10 protein-coding genes, 17 tRNA genes and 3 rRNA genes are annotated in these 19,919 nt (G+C 48.7%); 1 reads left to right on the top strand and 29 read right to left on the bottom strand.

The features are described 5' to 3' along the window. Window positions 1-185: 185 nt before the first annotated feature. The 27 genes from MHI38_RS17810 to MHI38_RS17680 all read right to left on the bottom strand — a co-directional run bounded on the left by MHI38_RS17810 (window position 186) and on the right by MHI38_RS17680 (window position 17,481). A tRNA-Gly gene (locus MHI38_RS17810) sits at window positions 186-256 on the bottom strand. A gap of 13 nt (window positions 257-269) precedes the next feature. Then, a tRNA-Pro gene (locus MHI38_RS17805) sits at window positions 270-343 on the bottom strand. Window positions 344-350: 7 nt separating this feature from the next. Beyond that, window positions 351-429 (bottom strand) — tRNA-Leu (locus MHI38_RS17800). Window positions 430-450: 21 nt separating this feature from the next. Beyond that, window positions 451-527, bottom strand: a tRNA-Arg gene (locus tag MHI38_RS17795). Window positions 528-533: 6 nt separating this feature from the next. After that, a tRNA-Gly gene (locus MHI38_RS17790) sits at window positions 534-608 on the bottom strand. Between the two features lie 11 nt (window positions 609-619). After that, window positions 620-700 (bottom strand) — tRNA-Leu (locus MHI38_RS17785). Between the two features lie 12 nt (window positions 701-712). After that, window positions 713-785 (bottom strand) — tRNA-Lys (locus MHI38_RS17780). 10 nt (window positions 786-795) lie between these two features. After that, window positions 796-881, bottom strand: a tRNA-Tyr gene (locus tag MHI38_RS17775). A 6-nt stretch (window positions 882-887) separates the two neighbouring features. Next, window positions 888-963 (bottom strand) — tRNA-Thr (locus tag MHI38_RS17770). A 20-nt stretch (window positions 964-983) separates the two neighbouring features. Further along, window positions 984-1,059, bottom strand: a tRNA-Phe gene (locus MHI38_RS17765). A gap of 9 nt (window positions 1,060-1,068) precedes the next feature. Then, window positions 1,069-1,146, bottom strand: a tRNA-Asp gene (locus MHI38_RS17760). Window positions 1,147-1,174: 28 nt separating this feature from the next. After that, window positions 1,175-1,248: transfer RNA gene (locus MHI38_RS17755), tRNA-Met, on the bottom strand. Between the two features lie 17 nt (window positions 1,249-1,265). After that, a tRNA-Val gene (locus tag MHI38_RS17750) sits at window positions 1,266-1,341 on the bottom strand. Window positions 1,342-1,348: 7 nt separating this feature from the next. Continuing rightward, a tRNA-Glu gene (locus MHI38_RS17745) sits at window positions 1,349-1,420 on the bottom strand. A 4-nt stretch (window positions 1,421-1,424) separates the two neighbouring features. After that, a tRNA-Asn gene (locus tag MHI38_RS17740) sits at window positions 1,425-1,500 on the bottom strand. Between the two features lie 3 nt (window positions 1,501-1,503). Continuing rightward, window positions 1,504-1,579, bottom strand: a tRNA-Ala gene (locus MHI38_RS17735). A 27-nt stretch (window positions 1,580-1,606) separates the two neighbouring features. After that, window positions 1,607-1,680 (bottom strand) — tRNA-Ile (locus MHI38_RS17730). 35 nt (window positions 1,681-1,715) lie between these two features. Further along, window positions 1,716-1,832, bottom strand: a 5S ribosomal RNA gene (gene rrf / locus MHI38_RS17725). Window positions 1,833-1,980: 148 nt separating this feature from the next. Beyond that, a 23S ribosomal RNA gene (locus MHI38_RS17720) occupies window positions 1,981-4,908 on the bottom strand. Between the two features lie 303 nt (window positions 4,909-5,211). Beyond that, window positions 5,212-6,767: ribosomal RNA gene (locus MHI38_RS17715) — 16S ribosomal RNA — on the bottom strand. Together the 16S, 23S and 5S rRNA genes with 17 tRNA genes alongside form the textbook arrangement of a ribosomal RNA operon. A 684-nt stretch (window positions 6,768-7,451) precedes the next feature. Further along, the gene (locus MHI38_RS17710) at window positions 7,452-8,006 is read right to left on the bottom strand and encodes a GNAT family N-acetyltransferase (protein ID WP_154891482.1); all 555 of its coding nucleotides are present in this window, start codon (window positions 8,004-8,006) and stop codon (window positions 7,452-7,454) included. 180 nt (window positions 8,007-8,186) lie between these two features. Then, complete coding sequence (locus MHI38_RS17705; RefSeq protein ID WP_341181480.1) at window positions 8,187-9,791, bottom strand: response regulator; 1,605 nt, start codon at window positions 9,789-9,791, stop codon at window positions 8,187-8,189. Next, on the bottom strand, window positions 9,791-11,680 hold the full coding sequence (locus MHI38_RS17700) for a cache domain-containing sensor histidine kinase (protein WP_341181479.1): 1,890 nt from the start codon (window positions 11,678-11,680) through the stop codon (window positions 9,791-9,793). The genes MHI38_RS17705 and MHI38_RS17700 overlap by 1 nt, the downstream gene beginning before the upstream one ends. 27 nt (window positions 11,681-11,707) lie before the next feature. Beyond that, window positions 11,708-12,556, bottom strand: coding sequence for a carbohydrate ABC transporter permease (locus tag MHI38_RS17695; RefSeq protein WP_090924199.1), 849 nt, complete (start codon window positions 12,554-12,556; stop codon window positions 11,708-11,710). Beyond that, window positions 12,553-13,503: a carbohydrate ABC transporter permease gene (locus MHI38_RS17690; protein WP_397351819.1), complete on the bottom strand. Its 951-nt coding sequence runs from the start codon at window positions 13,501-13,503 to the stop codon at window positions 12,553-12,555. Before MHI38_RS17690 ends, MHI38_RS17695 begins: the two co-directional genes overlap by 4 nt. 134 nt (window positions 13,504-13,637) lie before the next feature. Further along, the gene (locus MHI38_RS17685; RefSeq protein WP_154891485.1) at window positions 13,638-14,969 is read right to left on the bottom strand and encodes an ABC transporter substrate-binding protein; all 1,332 of its coding nucleotides are present in this window, start codon (window positions 14,967-14,969) and stop codon (window positions 13,638-13,640) included. A gap of 223 nt (window positions 14,970-15,192) precedes the next feature. Further along, entirely contained in the window at window positions 15,193-17,481 is a 2,289-nt protein-coding gene (locus MHI38_RS17680; RefSeq protein WP_221790199.1) for a glycoside hydrolase family 88/105 protein, read from the bottom strand. A 379-nt stretch (window positions 17,482-17,860) separates the two neighbouring features. Between MHI38_RS17680 and MHI38_RS17675 the strand changes: the two genes are divergently transcribed. After that, window positions 17,861-18,688, top strand: a complete 828-nt coding sequence (locus tag MHI38_RS17675; RefSeq protein ID WP_154891486.1) for a methyl-accepting chemotaxis protein — start codon at window positions 17,861-17,863, stop codon at window positions 18,686-18,688. Between the two features lie 190 nt (window positions 18,689-18,878). On the opposite strand, the gene MHI38_RS17670 is transcribed toward MHI38_RS17675, so the two are convergent. Both MHI38_RS17670 and MHI38_RS17665 read right to left on the bottom strand, forming a co-directional pair. Further along, on the bottom strand, window positions 18,879-19,703 hold the full coding sequence (locus tag MHI38_RS17670) for an endonuclease/exonuclease/phosphatase family protein (protein WP_154891487.1): 825 nt from the start codon (window positions 19,701-19,703) through the stop codon (window positions 18,879-18,881). A gap of 2 nt (window positions 19,704-19,705) precedes the next feature. Next, entirely contained in the window at window positions 19,706-19,846 is a 141-nt protein-coding gene (locus tag MHI38_RS17665; RefSeq protein ID WP_341181478.1) for a hypothetical protein, read from the bottom strand. Between the last annotated feature and the right edge of the window lie 73 nt (window positions 19,847-19,919).

The raw sequence follows: 19,919 nt of genomic DNA, 5'->3' as shown, positions 1-19,919 counted from the left end.
AACAAATATTAGCTTGGAGTGTAACAAGAGAGTTCGCTGAATGTGGATTGAATGTTAATTGAGAAAATAGCTGAAGAATATGACGGAGACTTGGCCACATAATATAGGAAAAGGGGACTAACTTCTTGTTCATGCAAAAAAAAAAAGAGAACACAGATTGTGTCTCTTTCTTCTTCAATATATAAAGCGGGTGATGGGAATCGAACCCACGCTATTAGCTTGGAAGGCTAAAGTTCTACCATTGAACTACACCCGCATAAACAAAAAAATCGGGATGACACGATTTGAACATGCGACCCCCTGGTCCCAAACCAGGTGCTCTACCAAGCTGAGCTACATCCCGTTAAATATACCGGCGAGAGGACTCGAACCTCCACGGTTTCCCACTCGATTTTGAGTCGAGCGCGTCTGCCATTCCGCCACGCCGGCATAGTTTAAATTTAGTTATAATGGCGCGCCCTGAGAGATTCGAACTCCCGGCCTTTTGATTCGTAGTCAAACGCTCTATCCAGCTGAGCTAAGGGCGCAAATATTGGAGCGGAAGACGGGAATCGAACCCGCGACCCTCGCCTTGGCAAGGCGATGCTCTACCGCTGAGCCACTTCCGCAAAATAAGGGATGCGCGTGGAGGGACTTGAACCCCCACGTCAAAGACGCTAGATCCTAAGTCTAGTGCGTCTGCCAATTCCGCCACACGCGCATATAATAAAAGTGAGTCATGAAGGATTCGAACCTTCGACACCCTGATTAAAAGTCAGGTGCTCTACCAACTGAGCTAATGACTCATAATAGAACTGGTGGAGGATGATGGATTCGAACCACCGAACCCGTACGGGAGCAGATTTACAGTCTGATGCGTTTGGCCACTTCGCTAATCCTCCATAAAGTGGTGCCGGCGAGAGGACTTGAACCCCCAACCTACTGATTACAAGTCAGTTGCTCTACCAGTTGAGCTACACCGGCGTATCAAATTGTTTTATTAATGGTGGCTCGGGACGGAATCGAACCGCCGACACGAGGATTTTCAGTCCTCTGCTCTACCGACTGAGCTACCGAGCCATATAAAGATGGCGGAACCGACGGGATTCGAACCCGCGATCTCCTGCGTGACAGGCAGGCATGTTAGGCCAACTACACCACGGTTCCAGATCACTTTCGGTTAGGAAAGCTACAATTGCGGGGGCAGGATTTGAACCTGCGGCCTTCGGGTTATGAGCCCGACGAGCTACCGGGCTGCTCCACCCCGCGTCATTTAAAAAAATATATGGTGGAGGCTGAGGGGATCGAACCCCCGACCCTCTGCTTGTAAGGCAGATGCTCTCCCAGCTGAGCTAAGCCTCCGAAAATATGACCCGTAGGGGATTCGAACCCCTGTTACCTCCGTGAAAGGGAGGTGTCTTAACCCCTTGACCAACGGGCCTTACTGGCTCCCCGAACAGGACTCGAACCTGTGACAACTCGATTAACAGTCGAGTGCTCTACCAACTGAGCTATCAGGGAAAATGGTGGAGCCAAGCGGGATCGAACCGCTGACCTCCTGCTTGCAAGGCAGGCGCTCTCCCAGCTGAGCTATGGCCCCATACATGTATTTCTTATGAAGTTACTATGGGCCTTGGTGGACTCGAACCACCGGCCTCACCCTTATCAGAGGTGCGCTCTAACCAACTGAGCTAAAGGCCCCTATCATTCGAAAAAAAATACCCCATTGGGGTTCCGCTTGGCGGCGTCCTACTCTCCCAGGACCCTGCGGTCCAAGTACCATCGGCGCTAGAGGGCTTAACGGTCGTGTTCGGGATGGGTACGTGTGGAACCCCTCCGCCATCGCCACCAAACGCGATTGGTCGAAGCATAGCTTCTTCCATTCATTCAGAACTGAAAATCATACACACATTCCGTGATGTACCGATTTCCACTTCATTCAGAGTGTTGTTCTCTGAAAACTAGATTCGAAACGAAACGTACGCGATTTAAAACTTGCTATTGGATAAGCCCTCGACCGATTAGTACTGGTCAGCTCCATGCATTGCTGCACTTCCACCCCCAGCCTATCTACCTCGTCGTCTTCAAGGGGTCTTACATACTGGGAAATCTCATCTTGAGGGGGGCTTCACGCTTAGATGCTTTCAGCGCTTATCCCGTCCGTACATAGCTACCCAGCGGTGCTCCTGGCGGAACAACTGGTACACCAGCGGTACGTCCATCCCGGTCCTCTCGTACTAAGGACAGCTCCTCTCAAATTTCCTACGCCCACGACAGATAGGGACCGAACTGTCTCACGACGTTCTGAACCCAGCTCGCGTACCGCTTTAATGGGCGAACAGCCCAACCCTTGGGACCTACTTCAGCCCCAGGATGCGATGAGCCGACATCGAGGTGCCAAACCTCCCCGTCGATGTGGACTCTTGGGGGAGATAAGCCTGTTATCCCCAGGGTAGCTTTTATCCGTTGAGCGATGGCCCTTCCATGCGGTACCACCGGATCACTAAGCCCGACTTTCGTCCCTGCTCGACTTGTAGGTCTCGCAGTCAAGCTCCCTTATGCCTTTGCACTCTTCGAATGATTTCCAACCATTCTGAGGGAACCTTTGGGCGCCTCCGTTACTCTTTAGGAGGCGACCGCCCCAGTCAAACTGCCCACCTGACACTGTCCCCGCACCGGTTTACGGTACCAGGTTAGAACCTAGATACGATCAGGGTGGTATCCCAACGGTGCCTCCACGCAAGCTGGCGCTCACGCTTCAAAGGCTCCCACCTATCCTGTACAGATCGTACCCAAATTCAATATCAAGCTGCAGTAAAGCTCCATGGGGTCTTTCCGTCTTGTCGCGGGTAACCTGCATCTTCACAGGTATTAAAATTTCACCGGATCTCTCGTTGAGACAGCGCCCAAGTCGTTACGCCATTCGTGCGGGTCAGAATTTACCTGACAAGGAATTTCGCTACCTTAGGACCGTTATAGTTACGGCCGCCGTTTACTGGGGCTTCGGTTCACAGCTTCGGGATTACTCCCTAACCACTCCCCTTAACCTTCCAGCACCGGGCAGGCGTCAGCCCGTATACTTCGCCTTACGGCTTCGCACAGACCTGTGTTTTTGCTAAACAGTCGCTTGGGCCTTTTCACTGCGGCCCCCTCGTGCTATTCACACTACCGGGGCACCCCTTCTCCCGAAGTTACGGGGTCATTTTGCCGAGTTCCTTAACGAGAGTTCTTCCGCGCGCCTTAGAATTCTCTTCTCGCCTACCTGTGTCGGTTTGCGGTACGGGCACCTTCATCTGGCTAGAGGCTTTTCTTGGCAGTGTGAGATCATGACCTTCGCTACTGTAATTTTCACTCCCCATCACAGCTCAGCCTTACGGTTAGCGGATTTGCCTACTAACCAGCCTTACTGCTTGGACAGGCATCCATCAGCCTGCGTCACTACCCTACTGCGTCCCCCCATCGCTCGTAACGATTTACGGTGGTACAGGAATTTCGACCTGTTGTCCTTCGACTACGCCTTTCGGCCTCGCCTTAGGTCCCGACTTACCCTGAGCGGACGAGCCTTCCTCAGGAACCCTTAGGCTTTCGGCGGATCAGATTCTCACTGATCTTTTCGTTACTCATACCGGCATTCTCACTTGTATAATGTCCAGCGCTCCTTACGGTACACCTTCAACCCTTATACAACGCTCCCCTACCCCTGATGCAAAGCATCAAGCCATAGCTTCGGTGGTGTGTTTAGCCCCGTTACATTTTCGGCGCAGAGTCACTCGACCAGTGAGCTATTACGCACTCTTTCAATGGTGGCTGCTTCTAAGCCAACATCCTGGTTGTCTGTGCAACTCCACATCCTTTCCCACTTAACACACACTTGGGGACCTTAGCTGATGGTCTGGGCTGTTTCCCTTTTGACAATGGATCTTAGCACTCACTGTCTGACTCCCGGAAGTAAGTCTATGGCATTCGGAGTTTGACTGAGCTTGGTAACCCTTGCGGGCCCCGCACCCAATCAGTGCTCTACCTCCACGACTCTGTTTTCCGAGGCTAGCCCTAAAGCTATTTCGGGGAGAACCAGCTATCTCCGAGTTCGATTGGAATTTCTCCGCTACCCCCACCTCATCCCCGCATTTTTCAACATGCGTGGGTTCGGGCCTCCAGTGCGTGTTACCGCACCTTCACCCTGGACAGGGGTAGATCACCCGGTTTCGGGTCTACGTCCACGTACTCATTCGCCCTATTCAGACTCGCTTTCGCTGCGGCTCCGGCTCTTCACCTTAACCTTGCACGGGAACGTAACTCGCCGGTTCATTCTACAAAAGGCACGCCATCACCCCTAAAACGGGCTCTGACTTTTTGTAAGCACACGGTTTCAGGTTCTATTTCACTCCCCTTCCGGGGTGCTTTTCACCTTTCCCTCACGGTACTGCTTCACTATCGGTCGCTAGGAAGTATTTAGCCTTGGCAGATGGTCCTGCCGGATTCATACGGGGTTTCACGTGCCCCGCACTACTCGGGATCCGTCTCGGAGGGAACAGACTTTCAATTACAGGGCTTTTACCTTCTTTGGCGGGCCTTTCCAGACCTCTTCGCTTAACCGGTTCCTTTGTAACTCCATGTGAGACGTCCCACAACCCCAAAGAGCAAGCTCTTTGGTTTGGGCTTCTCCGCGTTCGCTCGCCGCTACTGACGGAATCACTATTGTTTTCTCTTCCTCAGGGTACTTAGATGTTTCAGTTCCCCTGGTATGCCTCTACATAACCTATGTATTCAGTTATGAGTAACTGGATATTACCCCAGCTGGGTTTCCCCATTCGGACATCCCCGGATCAAAGCTTGCTTACAGCTCCCCGAGGCAGTTTCGTTGTTCGCCACGTCCTTCATCGGCTCCTAGCGCCTAGGCATCCTCCGTGTGCTCTTAGTAGCTTAACCATTGCGCTCGTGTTCGAGCTGTCACTTCCCTTGGTTTGCTTGCGCAAAGCCAAAAGTCGTTCCATTTCGATCACTCGCTCCAGCAATCTACCTTATAAAACACTTCACTTGTTTACACAAGATCAGCTTAAAGGAATGTTCTAATTCGCGTTTGTTTCGTTTCGATATCTAGTTTTCAAAGAACAAGCTTCATAATAAACAAGCTGTTTGAGAGTTTGAGCTCTCAAAACTGAGCAACGAGTGAGTGGTTTGCAGCTAAGCTGCATATTTGAATGTTTCCACGCGGGAAACGATTCTCCATAGAAAGGAGGTGATCCAGCCGCACCTTCCGATACGGCTACCTTGTTACGACTTCACCCCAATCATCTATCCCACCTTCGGCGGCTGGCTCCTTGCGGTTACCCCACCGACTTCGGGTGTTATAAACTCTCGTGGTGTGACGGGCGGTGTGTACAAGACCCGGGAACGTATTCACCGCGGCATGCTGATCCGCGATTACTAGCAATTCCGACTTCATGCAGGCGAGTTGCAGCCTGCAATCCGAACTGAGACCGGCTTTGTTGGGATTGGCTCCATCTCGCGATTTCGCAGCCCGTTGTACCGGCCATTGTAGTACGTGTGTAGCCCAGGTCATAAGGGGCATGATGATTTGACGTCATCCCCACCTTCCTCCGGTTTGTCACCGGCAGTCTATCTAGAGTGCCCATCCAAAATGCTGGCAACTAAATATAAGGGTTGCGCTCGTTGCGGGACTTAACCCAACATCTCACGACACGAGCTGACGACAACCATGCACCACCTGTCTCAACTTTCCCCGAAGGGCACCTAACGCATCTCTGCCTCGTTAGTTGGATGTCAAGACCTGGTAAGGTTCTTCGCGTTGCTTCGAATTAAACCACATACTCCACTGCTTGTGCGGGTCCCCGTCAATTCCTTTGAGTTTCAGTCTTGCGACCGTACTCCCCAGGCGGAGTGCTTAATGTGTTAACTTCGGCACCAAGGGTATCGAAACCCCTAACACCTAGCACTCATCGTTTACGGCGTGGACTACCAGGGTATCTAATCCTGTTTGCTCCCCACGCTTTCGCGCCTCAGCGTCAGTTACAGCCCAGAGAGTCGCCTTCGCCACTGGTGTTCCTCCACATCTCTACGCATTTCACCGCTACACGTGGAATTCCACTCTCCTCTTCTGCACTCAAGTCACACAGTTTCCAGTGCGATCCGGGGTTGAGCCCCGGGATTAAACACCAGACTTACATGACCGCCTGCGCGCGCTTTACGCCCAATAATTCCGGACAACGCTTGCCCCCTACGTATTACCGCGGCTGCTGGCACGTAGTTAGCCGGGGCTTTCTTCTCAGGTACCGTCACCTTGAGAGCAGTTACTCTCCCAAGCGTTCTTCCCTGGCAACAGAGCTTTACGATCCGAAAACCTTCATCACTCACGCGGCATTGCTCCGTCAGGCTTTCGCCCATTGCGGAAGATTCCCTACTGCTGCCTCCCGTAGGAGTCTGGGCCGTGTCTCAGTCCCAGTGTGGCCGATCACCCTCTCAGGTCGGCTACGCATCGTCGCCTTGGTGAGCCGTTACCTCACCAACTAGCTAATGCGCCGCAGGCCCATCCCCAAGTGACAGATTGCTCCGTCTTTCCAGTTCTCTTCAGGCGAAGAAAACAAGTATTCGGTATTAGCTACCGTTTCCGGTAGTTGTCCCAAGCTTGAGGGCAGGTTGCCTACGTGTTACTCACCCGTCCGCCGCTAACCATCAGAGAAGCAAGCTTCTCTTCAAGTCCGCTCGACTTGCATGTATTAGGCATGCCGCCAGCGTTCGTCCTGAGCCAGGATCAAACTCTCCAATAAAGTTATTGAAAAGAGCGATAAGCTCATTTTGAATCTGACGAGATTAAACATCTCATTTGTGTTCCAGTTTCCATACAGCCAGATGGCATGTACCAAAAACCTTCACGTCATTCTGCAAGCAGAATGTTTACTCACTCGTTGTTCAGTTTTCAAAGATCAAACGTATTCAGTCACCGTCACTCATTCGCTTCAGCAACTTTTATATCATACCACTTCCGAACCAACTTTGCAAGCTCTTTTTTTCAAGTTTCTTTTGAAGCTTGTTTTTATTTGCTTGCCGCACCGTGTAAACTGTGTTTTCTTGGCCGGATTTAGAATATATCATAACATACAACCTTTTTGCAACTTGCAAAATATCCCATCTATATGTCGACATTAGATCAAAACCATATAACATCAGCCTGCTTCTATAATGATAATTGAAACTGCCCTCACACACTACATTCCTTTACTTACCCTACTCGTTTCAGCTACACATGAAATACACCTTATAAAATACTCATCATTTAAATTTATCCAAGGAATCCTGTGATACTAGACCAGCTCTTATTTTTTAAATGTTTATTCTCAGCTAGCTTGTATTAATCATACAACCCTTCCATCTAGCATTAGGGATAAAACTATCTATGGTAACATTTGTTCCGTGTATTCTAGCTACTAAGCAAAGACCCCTAATTTCATATGTTATCTCGTTCCATCGGGAAATCTGGCCATCATCACTGTATCGTAATACTCTCCATCCGCATGCCTTCGATCTCGCTTGAGGACTCCTTCAATCTCAAAACCACTCATCTTATATAATCGTATCGCTTTATCATTCGTTGAAAGTACCTTTAACGTTACCTTTTCGATCCCTTGTTCATCCGCCCAATGTAAGGACGATTTCAGTAACTCTCTTCCTATACCATATCCCCAGAAGGAACGGGCAACACATACCCCAAACTCGACCTGATGCGAAAAACGCTTCAACTCAGATCCAGCACACCTGCAGTACCCGACAATGTCACCTGATGCCACAGCAACCAGAAACAGATTGTTACGTTTTGCGGTATCCATGCGAATCAACTCTTGGAACCCCGAAGCATCAATGTAGGCTTCGCCCGCTTCACGATCCATATTATCCGTCTCACCGTCTAGCTGTACACGAAGTGAGCACAACGTATCTACATCCTTTTCCACGGCTGAACGAATGGTATATTGCATTCCTTTGACTAGGTACTCCTGATCATCAATGATCATCTCGCCTCTCTCACACCTTTCACGCTTAACATTAACAACATCATCAACTCTGTTTAGGCTACATTCCACACTCACCTTGCCTTATTCTCTTCTATATACTGCTCTGTTCGGTGCGCCAACCTCACTCGATCTGACTTAGAATCCCGAATCTTCAACCTGCCAGACTGACAACTAATCCACTCAGCCAATCTCTGACGGGCTTTTCCCCGTCAACATCTTGAACACCTGACTAAAATACGTCGCATTGCGGAACCCCGTCATTTCACTGACTTCGTACACCATATAATGTCCCGACTGCAGTAGCTCCACTGCCCGCTGGATACGGTATCCGTTCAGGTAGCTGACGAAATTCTCTCCGGTTACCCTTTTGAATAGTTGACTTAAATACTTGGGATGCACAAAAAGACCTTTGGCAATGGCCTCGAAACTGATCTCCTCTGCGTAATGTTCCTCAACGTATTGTTTCACTTGAGCGATAAGTTTGTTGCTTTTCTTCTCGCCCATCTCCTTGCGGATCTGCTCCAGCCATCCCTTAATGACGCCATCCATCCAGTTTATCAGATCATGCAAAGCATATTTAGACTGAATTTCACGCAGGAAGTCACTCATCGTGAGAGGCGGTGTCAGCATCGGCTGTTGCTTTTTCCAGCTATGCATCATCGTATCAAATAAACTAACCGCTACCACCTGGGCATCCTGAATGCTTGCACAGTTCCCCTCTTGTAGCGAATGGAATAATTGAAGCCAGACCTCCTCCGCCTGATCAATCCGTAGATCGGCCCACGCCTCATCCCATTGATGAAGCAACAATGAATAATCTGTCGCGCTTCGCTCCACCTCTTCCGATGTCTCCACATGATAAATGCGGTTCCCACCCTGAAACTCCGCTCGTTCTACCGCTTCCCTGCTCTCCAGATAAGAATCGATGACCTCGCAGGGATGCTCTTTCACCCGACCAATGCCGGCGCTAACTTCAATTTTCAGATACGTAAAGATCTGATCAATCATCCGACCTACGAGAGCCTGCAAGTCCTCAAAATAATCCTTGTCTCCAAGCATAACGAGTACAAATACCTGATCCGAATAATCCACAACCTCCACTTGGCAATTCGCCATCTCAGCAGTCTGTTGCTTCACTGTTTCCTGGATGATATCCGCCGCTCCATAACGTAACAGTTGCCAGTCTCGCTCTTTCATACGTGTCATAAAACCCGGACGATTCAACTGCAAACTGACTGCACGAACCTTATCATAGATTTGAAACCCGATATAATCCATCCGTGCCTCGGGCAATTCGTCCGCTCGATAACGTGTGGTCAGCAATTCATGAAGAAACTGTTTGCGTAAGTAAGGGAGCACTCTTCCCGCTTCTTGTTTATACGTCCGCTCCAGCCGCTCTCGCCGCTCTCGCACATCTTGTTCCAGCAACACTTCCCGTAGCACTGACTCAATCTCTTCCACCTCCGCTGGCTTTAGCAAAAAGTGATTCACGCCCCAGCGCATAGCCGCTCTGGCGTTTTCGAACTCGTCATATCCACTAAGGATGATAATCGGCAAGTGGGGATAGTCACGCCGCAACTCCTGCGTGACTTCAAGTCCAGTCATGCCCGGCAAGTACACGTCGGTCATGACAAGATCCGGACGCACGCGCTGGAACAGCTCAAGTGCATCCACTCCACTCGCAGCTGTACCAGCAATACTCAGGCCCAGGGAGGGCCAGTTAATATGCTCGGTCAGCGCTTTAATAATATGCGGGTCGTCATCGACAAGCATAATGGTTTTCATCATTTTTCACCGTCCAGCCACAGATTTAATTGCTCTTCGGTCTCAATGCGCGGTAGTGTAATCTCCACCTCGACACCGCCTGAACTTCCATTCCGTAGTTGCACGCCATACCTTTGTCCACAATACAACTGAATACGTTGATGTACATTACGAACACCGATACCTCGTGCATCCTCCATGTTCCAATCCTCCGGCAAACCTTGTCCATTATCCGTGATTCGAATGGTGATATCAGCAACAGCCCCTTCCGCCGGGGCAATACATACTTGGATACGCAATGTTCCTTCCAATGGATACCCATGCATCACAGCATTTTCAATAAAGGGTTGCAAGATGATCTTGGGAATGTGACACCCACGTATACGTGGGTCGATCCGCTCCTCATATTGAATCGAGAACGGTAAGCGTTCAGATTGAATGCTGACGTAACAACGGGCATGCTCTAATTCATCCCTTACACGGATAAACAATCTGCCCCCGCTCAGCCCGATCCGCAGCAGCTTGCTCAATTGCACAATCATACGACTGATGTCCTTGGCTTCATAATCAAGCGCACGCCAGTGAATCATATCCAGCGTATTGTATAAGAAATGAGGTTTGATCTGAGCCTCAAGCAAGCTGGTTTGTGCTTCCCGTTTCGCTCGACTCTCTTCCTTGACCTGCTCCATCAGCATCGTAAGCTGTGAAGCCATATGGTTAAAACCATAGGCCAGATGGGCGTACTCCTCTGTAAACGACAGTTTTACACGCGTATCGAAGTCCCCTTTTTCAAGCTGTCTCATTCGTTTGATCAGTTGGCGCAGAGGCCGAATAATCTGCCGTACAAATAAATAAGCAAGCACAGCCGAGCATAACAATCCAAGGACGGCGATGCCGAGAATCTGCCAGCCTGCTTGGCGCACCGGGGATAACAAGGTATAGACAGGAATCGTCTGCACAAGACGCCACTGAAGCATAGCAGGTCTGGAGTACAGCACCAACTCTGCTCCACCCGGTTGACCTGATACCACTTCGAATCCATCTTCTCCAGGCCGCGCATGCTCCTGAATCCAGGCACTATCTATAATAGAAGATGATGGGTCAGTCCCGTCCACCGTTCCTTGAGCTATGGTCTGCTTTTCTTCGGGACGTGATTGATCTTCTTGATCGGACTGACCTGTACTTCCCCCTGACGGATCAGCCTTCCCCATCTGCATCACCACATTGCCGGCGGTATCCACCAGTAGCACTTTGCCATCGAGCACCATTGGAACATCGGCAAACCTGCGTACGATATCCGCTCTGCTTAGACGAATGAGCACATAAGCGACCGTCCCGCCTCGACTATCATAGATCCGCTGTGCATACCCAACCAAGGATTGTCCCGATTCATTCTCACGAAGCGGGACCCAAGCTGCGTCCGCCTTCTCCAGTGCGGCAAACCAGGAATCATTCGATATAGCATCTACAGGAAAAATACGATCAGCCATCGTCACCGTTACTTCATTAAAGGCATCCGTATACAGCTCAATCGAGGTAATCCCATCACTCACCACCATGGTATGATCCAGAATTTTTGAAACCTCTCTCCGCTGATGAATCTGTGCCAACCTGCCCGTATTGGATGTATCCAGCAAGTTAGACAACTCCCTGTTGCTTGCGAGCCCATAGGACGTGCCCGTTACCCCAGTAATAAAATCAAAGCCCCGCCTGGTGCTCTCATTCAAAAGAGCAAGACGTGCTTTACTGATTTCGGTAAATGTGACCGCAGAGAAGGATTGGTAAGCCAGCCATACAATAATGGAGACAAGCAGCAAATTAAACGCAATAAAGCAAGTCACCATCAATGTGGAGAGCTTGCTTTGTTGCAACTTTTGAAGAATGTAGGCAGACCATCTTGTTTTTCGCACTCGGAATCAACTCGTTTCGTCTTGGAATTACCCTTTGAGCCCAGAGGTCGCGATTCCTTCCACGAAGTACTTCTGACACACGATAAATACGATAAAACATGGCACAAGGGATAAAACAGACATGGCAAACATCGGACCCCAATCGGACTGTGAGCTCGAATCCAGGAACAGACGTAGTCCCAGCGGAACGGTGTACTTGCTTACATCGCTCAGGTAGATCAATTGACTGAAGAAATCATCCCATGTCCACAAAAACGTAAAGATCATCGTCGTTACCAGTGCCGGAAAAGCGAGCGGGATAATGATTTTGGTATAGATTCTTACCGGGCCACAACCGTCGATCGTCGCTGCTTCATCCAGTTCTCGCGGCAATCCCCGGAAAAACTGTACCATAAGGAAGATGAAAAACGCGTCAGTTGCCAACCATTTTGGTACAACAAGTGGCAAGTACGTATTCACCCACTCCAACTGATTAAAGAGAATATACTGCGGGATTAGCGTAACGTGGTGCGGTAGCATAATCGTCATCAGCATTAGCCCGAAGCAGATCGCTTTGAAGCGGAAGTTTAGCCGGGCGAAGGCATAGGCCGCCATCGAACAGGAGATCACATTGCCCAGCACGGCTCCAAGCGACAGAACGATGGAGTTGGTCAGAAATTTGGAAAAGGCATTCCCCTGAGCGCCGGACCAGCCCGTCATGTAATTTTGCCAATTCCATTCCTTTGGCCAGAACCAAGTTTCTGTAAAAATCATGTGCCCCGGCTTGAACGAGCTGCCCAGCATCCACAGAACAGGATAGAGCATCACAAGGGCAATACCTGAAATCAGTACATGTTTGGTGACAATCCATGCTACGGAGTTACGTTGTCCAATCATGATTTTCCACCATCCTCATAGTGTACCCACAACTTGCTGCTGCGGAATACGAGCAATGTAAATACGCCGATCAGGATTACCAGCACCCACGCCATGGCAGAAGCATAACCCATCTGAAAGAAGGAGAACCCTTTTTTGTACAGATAGAGAGAGTACATCAATGTGGAATTTACAGGACCCCCGCTGCCGTTACTGATAATGAAGGCCTGTGTGAACGATTGAAAGGACGTAATCAGCTGCATAACTAAGTTAAAGAAGATGACAGGTGACAGGATCGGCAACGTGATATAGAAAAATCTCCGCATCGGACCCGCACCGTCTACCGCAGACGCTTCATCATACTCCGGTGGAATCTGTTTGAGTCCTGCCAGGAAGATGATCATGGATGAACCGAACTGCCATACAGACAACAGAACAATGGAATACAGTGCGTACTTCGGATTAGCCACCCAGTCAGGTGCTTTAATGCCTACCATCGCCAGTACGCTGTTGAGCAATCCGTCACCGCCCAGCATTTTGCGCCACAACATTGCGATAGCTACGCTGCCTCCCAGCAATGTAGGGATGTAATACACGGTGCGGTATATGCCAAGTCCGCGAATGCCTTTGTTGAGCAGCATCGCGACAAATAAGGCAAAAATCAGTTTGAGTGGGACGGAGACAGCAACGTAAGTAAATGTCACCTGAAGTGACTTGGTGAACAGCTTGTCAGACGTAAACATGGTGACGTAGTTATTCAGACCGACCCAGTTTGGAGCGGCAAGAATACTATAATCGGTAAAGGAAATGTATAACGAAGCAAGCATGGGACCCAGGGTCAGAAATACTAATCCGACAAGCCAAGGAGCGAGAAAGAGCAGAGCGGCTCCATTATGGGCGTATCGACGTTTCATGCGCCGGGCGGCTACTTTCTCGATTCTGGCTTGACTGACCTGTGATGTCGTCATTTTCGCAACCTCCCCGCAGGATTTGAATTCATCGGAACGGTTTCCGCCAGGTGTATTTGTAGATATATCTTGTAGACATATCTACAAATACAGATACAGGTAAAACTCGTCTATAGCTACAAGTTCTATTCTCTTTACTGGCTTGATCCAAGCGTTGCTTTGGCGCCCTCAATAAACTGGGCAATGATGTCTGTCATACTACCTTGACCAAAAGCGATCTGTTCGCTTGCACTTTTGAAACTCGTGTCCACTTCAGCAAAACCTTGCGGGTATGGCGGGCTAATTTCACTGGAATGTTTGGATACCGTATCAATGAATTGGAAAATGACTTTCTCTGCATCTGACAGCTTCGGCTGCATCTGCTCACGGATACTCGCATTGACTGGCACACCGCGCTCTGATCCAAGAATCGCTGTCGCTTCAGGGTCATTCACCATAAAGTCAATGAACATAGCTACTTCTTTTGGATGTTTGGATTTGGCATAACCGGACAGGAACTGGCCTGGCTTCAGATACTCACCGATCCGTTGTTCGTTCACACCATGTGGCAACACTTGAATGCCAAGCTTATGATCCTGGTTTTTGTTCACTTGTTGGAACGTAAGCAGTTGGTTGGACCACGCAAAGTCCATAGCCGCTGTACCCAAAGAAATCGGTCTGGTTTCGAGTGCATTGGTTGTGGAAGCAGCGACTTCAGCGGATGTAGCTCCTCTGTTCTCACGCAATGCAGCCCACATCTCAAACCACTCTTTCAATTGGTCACTTGTTGCTGTCATGGTGCCATCCTCAAACAACCCTTTACCGGACTGGCGTACAAATACCTCAAACATATTCGTAGCACCGGAAATGTCAGCCGAACCGTAGAATCCGTCTCCCTTCGCTGCAGCAATCTTGGCTGCTATCGCTGAGAAGTCGTCCCATGTCCAGCTTTCCTTCGGCTCTTCAATGCCCAGTTGCTGGAATAATGTTGCGTCATAAATGACACCTGGCGCATTCACCCCAAGGGTGATGGCATATAGTTTATCGTCGATCGATCCGGCTGTAATCATGCTCTTGTCGTGGTCTTTGATTCGCAGCTCTTTATCTGCATATGGCGTCAGGTCAAGCAAAGCACCGCGCCGTGCAAAGTCCGTCAGAAACGCGTAGTCCATCTGGATGATATCCGGAGCGTTCGAACCGGCAACCTGAGTCGTAAGTTTGTCAAAATATCCATCCCAGCCCGAATATTCAGCTTTAATTGTAATGCCTGGATGTTTCTCTTCAAACAGTTTGATCACTTTGGTTGTCAGATCATGTCTGGTCTGTGACCCCCACCAGGTCATGCGCAGTTCAATTTTGTCAGAAGTACCGCCTTGGCCTGAATCACCGGAAGATGCCGGTGTGCTTGAGGTTCCTCCAGAACAGGCTGTAGCGAATAATAACAGGGACAGGCAGAACAGGGTTACCCACTTTTTGGTGATGATCATGAATGAATTTCCTCCCCTTTTTGCTTATATGAAATCGCTTACAAAACTATTGTAATCGCCTGTCTCTGTACATGACATAAACAAAAGTAAGCTATCCTGTCAAAAAAGTAAGGGGTTCACAGGAAAGAAAAACCACCGGAAACCACATTCCCGGTGGCGCTTATCTCTTCATGATGAACAAACCTAAAAAATGAAGCAGGTGGGAAGCTGATACAACCTCGTTCTATCCGGAATGTACAGTAGACGCTGTAGACTTCGCCGTGCGCTCCGATAAATGTTTCTCCATTTTGGCTACCTCTGTTCCAGCCAGCATCATGATCCCAATGCCATGGTTGTCATTGGTAACCGTCCGCAAATCTTGATCGTAGTATTCAGCTGTGAATGCATATCTTGATCCGCTACATACGCCGTGAACGTTCCCTTGACGGTCAATGGCGTTGCTCACCAGTCCCTTCCAAGCCCGCTGAGCTGCCGTAACGTATGCCGAAGGATCTTTAAACCAGCCGAAACGCACACCACGTGCGAAACCATACGCAAACATAGCTGTACAGGAGGCTTCCAGATACGTTTCCGAATGATTCAATACTTGATGCCAGAGCCCGCTCTCACTTTGCAGTGCTGCATAACCCTCGCATAGCTCGTTGAAAAACTCGATTAAAGCGGGACGCTCCGCGTGGTCTTCAGGCAATGCCTCCAGTACTTCTGTCAGGGAGAAAAGAGTCCACCCGTTACCACGCCCCCAAGGAATCTGAGTCGCCTGTTTATATTTGAAATCATATACATGAGACATGATCTTGTATTCAGGCATAAACAAATATTTGCGATACAACGAAAACTGTTTGGCCGCTTCATCGAGTGCTTCGGATTTCCCTGTCACACGAGCATACCGCACAAGGAACGGTGTACTCATGTAAAGGTCATCTGCCCACATCGTATTCTCGGCATATTCCCCAGCACATGTTCGATAGAACGCCCCATCCGTTTGACGCTCCAAACGGTTAAGCATAAAGTCCGCGATTCGTTCAGCAATGGGAAGGAAGGTTGGTTCCTTACATTCCGTATATGATTCCAGCATCGCTGAGCCGAAGGAACCACAGTTATCCAACATCTTCAACATAATTAACTGCTGATTAATAGAAGGAAAACCATACTGCTCACGATCCCATAGAGAATACTCATACATCTGAGTGCATGACTGTACATGTTCTGCGGCATAACGGGTAATATCTGTTCTTTGCATATATCGTCCTGCCTGGAGCAGGCCATAGACGGTAACACCCAGCGGGTAATCCCAACGTCCATAGTTGGTTACACTACCCACGGTCCATTTATTGCTCAGCATCGCATTTTCATAATAAGGTCGGATGAACGTATCCGGCCGATCCAAACGCCAGTACGTCCGCCCTGCTTGCGAAACGCCGCTCGTTCCTGTGCCTTGTTGTCCTGCATTAGTCCGGTACACACGATCCAAACGCATCAAATCTGCAAGTTCTGGCTCGGCTCCAGATTCAAATGGACCTGCATAGAACCAACATTCTTCCAATGCTCCCTGCACTCGTTGCGGAAGCTCCAACTGAAGAGACTCTTTACCGACAGAAGCTTTCAGGTCAAATCCCCATGAGCCAGCACCAGCTTGACATTCACTTCGTACCAGAAGATCATTTCGGCCAAATGTGGCTTCAACCTCCACTTCGAACGATCCTGCGTTTTTTATTGTTGCAACTGACTTGTCCCCGAGCCAGATCTGTATTGGACCAGAGGATTGTCCAGATAATCGAACCGGACGTCCAGAGGTATCACGATTGTTCAGATTCGTCCATGCATAAGCGTGTCTGCCTGGAAGCAGTCCATAGATTCGTTCCAAAGCCGATTTATTCTGTTCGGAAGCAGACCACTGGGTCTCTGGCAACCATTTTAGATTACTCTCTCCTTGACTCGCGAGCAGGTTTGGCTGGGCTTGTGCAGATGTAACAGGTTCAGAGAAGACCCATCCCGCTTGCCCCGAACGCTCTTGAAAAGGAGCAAGTACATTCAAAATACGTACTTTGCCTTCATCGGAACCGAACTGGCATCCGAATCCGGCAGGGGTGTTTTTCATCTCCAGCCACACGGTATTCCAGCCGGGCTCGATGTCGATTCCAAGCTTCACCGTGGCATCTGGCGTTATCTCATCAATGACCGTAGAACGGTAGATCAACTCGTTGTTAAAATAAAAACGTACCGGTCCATAGCAACGTACCAGCACATCGAGATTACGGTTCTCATCCCCCCATACCAGCGCTGCGGCGTAGGAGATATGATCTTTCGGCGCGTCTGGAAAGCGTTTACCAAGATTCAGATCATAGAGCCCTTTATCATTTTGCAAAATGCCGGATTGCTGAAACGCACGGTACACAAAATCGGCCTGTGCATTGGCACCAATATATCTCTCGGCAAGCACCTTCAATACCTGCTCCTGATCTTCTCCGAATCGATAATACATGCTCTGCGGTTCACTGAAATACGTTGTCATTGAATGCCACATTCCTCTCATGTTGAAGTACTTCTCAATCTTATAAAAGCCCATGCTTGTTTACAGGACGTTGTTCACTTATTTTCATGATATAGATATAGCGCTTAACCTCAATGAGGATACCCCTTTATGAGCAAGCGACAGCATTTCTTTTACCATTCGTATCGATTAATAATCCTAGTATAACTGACACAGCTCATGGTGGCTATAGATTTTTGTTTACGCTTACACTGTATTCGCAAATCCTCGCTTCGCTTACCAAAACCAAGAAATATATGGTACCTGTGACAATCATGGTTAAAAGAAATTCGAGACGCAACCGATATATACTAGGTAGTTTAATAACAACCCATACTAATTTGGAAAGGACAGATTTATATTGAATACGCTTGAATCTCTGGTCAATACGATGCCTTTTGTACGTCAAATGTTCCGTGACGATATCTCCATATCGATCAATGATCATGAAAAGGTATTATATTTCTCCGAAGCCCAAAGTCTAGATATTGGTGTAAAAGCCGGCGACGAACTACATGATGACTACAAGCATTTCAAAATGCTGAGCAATAAGGACTCCCGCACCGTTGTGCGCATGCCTGGTGATCTTCAGGGAAGGCCGTTCGATTCCATCCTCATCCCTGTAAAAGAAAACGGACAAGTAGTCGGCATCCTGGGGGTCAACTACGCACTTGATAATCACCTTACACTGGAAAAGCTGATTAGCGAAAGCGAAAAAACAATCAACTCCCTTGTTGGTGGCATTCAGCAAATTGCAGCTCATTCGGAGCAGCTGTCAACAACCTCGGAGGAAATTTTGCGAAATTCTCAAAAGGCATCCGAAAATTCGATTAACGTCACAAAAGTCACTAACGTGATTCGTGAAGTCTCCGAGCAAACCAATCTGCTTGGATTAAACGCAATGATCGAGGCCGCTCGTGTCGGTGAGCAAGGCGCCGGATTCGGCATCGTAGCTAGTGAAGTCCGTAAACTCTCCGATCATACGAAACAAGCTGCGTCGGATATAGAGACCTCTCTGGGCAGTGTGCAGCATTCCATGAAATATATGGAGCAAGAGATTGGCCAGATTACGACAGCAACTGGAGATCAAGCCAAGCTTGTGACTGAATTTATGCAAAGTATTGAACAACTGAGTGAGACTAGCGCAAACTTGAAAAAGTTTGTAGAGCAGATGCTCACGCTTGAGTAAACTTGAGTAAGTCAACCCTAGCCACCACGAATTACATAAAAAATAGCCCTATTACGACACACCAAGAGCCTCCGCAGTCATTCCCTGTTCGGAATATGAGCGGAGGCTTTCTATCTACATGATCGAATATAGCATTCAGGCGTACACGAGAAAGAGAATGTACGTGCAAAAGCATAAACTCGGAAGATCCTTATATCTCTACCGCAACACCGAAATGATCGGATACGACAGGTCCCTTTTTACCATTTAACACAACGTTGGAGGTCTGCGCCTGAACAGGACGATTCGAGAAAATATAATCAATTCTTAGCGGTTGTTCATTGTTCGCCCAGCCGGCAATCGCTTTAACCACAGTAGCCCCGTCGTCTTTTTGTTCGGCTGTCGTATACAGATCATTCCAGCCATGTTCCATCATGTAATCGTAGCCTTGTCCACGAATCTCCGCGACATTGTTGAAGTCCCCCATCAGATACAACGGTTGATGCATATAAGGTGTAAGCACACGCTCGGTCAAATCCCATTGCCCCTTAAAAGGTTCCTGTGCATCATCCCACCAGTTATAATGTCCGTTCACAAACCATGTGGATGTGGACTCACCTTCCAGGGTAGTCTCAATCCCGACGATTTTGCGTGTTCGATAGTTGTTATAATCCCGCATGTGGGACACGTATTCGCCGAATGAACGAGTAATGGGTGTCCGGCTTAGAATCGCCAGCCCCTCATCGTATGTACGAAACCCGATATGTGTTGGAATCCAGGTCCAGTAATACGTCTCGGTTAGTTGCTGTAGCAGGACATGAGCGTAGTTATCTTTTTTGATCGTCACATCCGCTTCGGTTGCTGTATACGTCTGCAATTCCTCTTGGGTCAGAGCCGTTTCTTGAATCGGCTGGTTCACTTCTTGCATCGATATGATATCAAATTGATGTGTATTGATAAAATCAGCCAGCTGACTGATCTTGGTTCGTTGGTTTTCTTCCGCCCAAGCATGGACATTTAATGTAAGGATTTTCATCTCTATGCTCGCTCCTGTTGTTGAATATAGTCTTCATATGGCTGCCGCGCAGCCAGTACCGCTCCTGAAATGAATACATACGTTATAAGATAAGCATACACAATATGGAGTATTCGTGCAGTAGATTCCGATGACGTCTGCACGAGCATCTCCAGAACTGATATGATAGAAGCATTGAAACTCTAGGCCGTGACGTTGAAGACGTCATCATTAGTT

This window comes from Paenibacillus sp. FSL K6-1558, assembly GCF_038002565.1.
Taxonomy (GTDB): domain Bacteria; phylum Bacillota; class Bacilli; order Paenibacillales; family Paenibacillaceae; genus Paenibacillus; species Paenibacillus polysaccharolyticus.
Note: the sequence above shows the minus strand (reverse complement) of the source record. Positions and strands in the feature narration are given on the sequence as shown.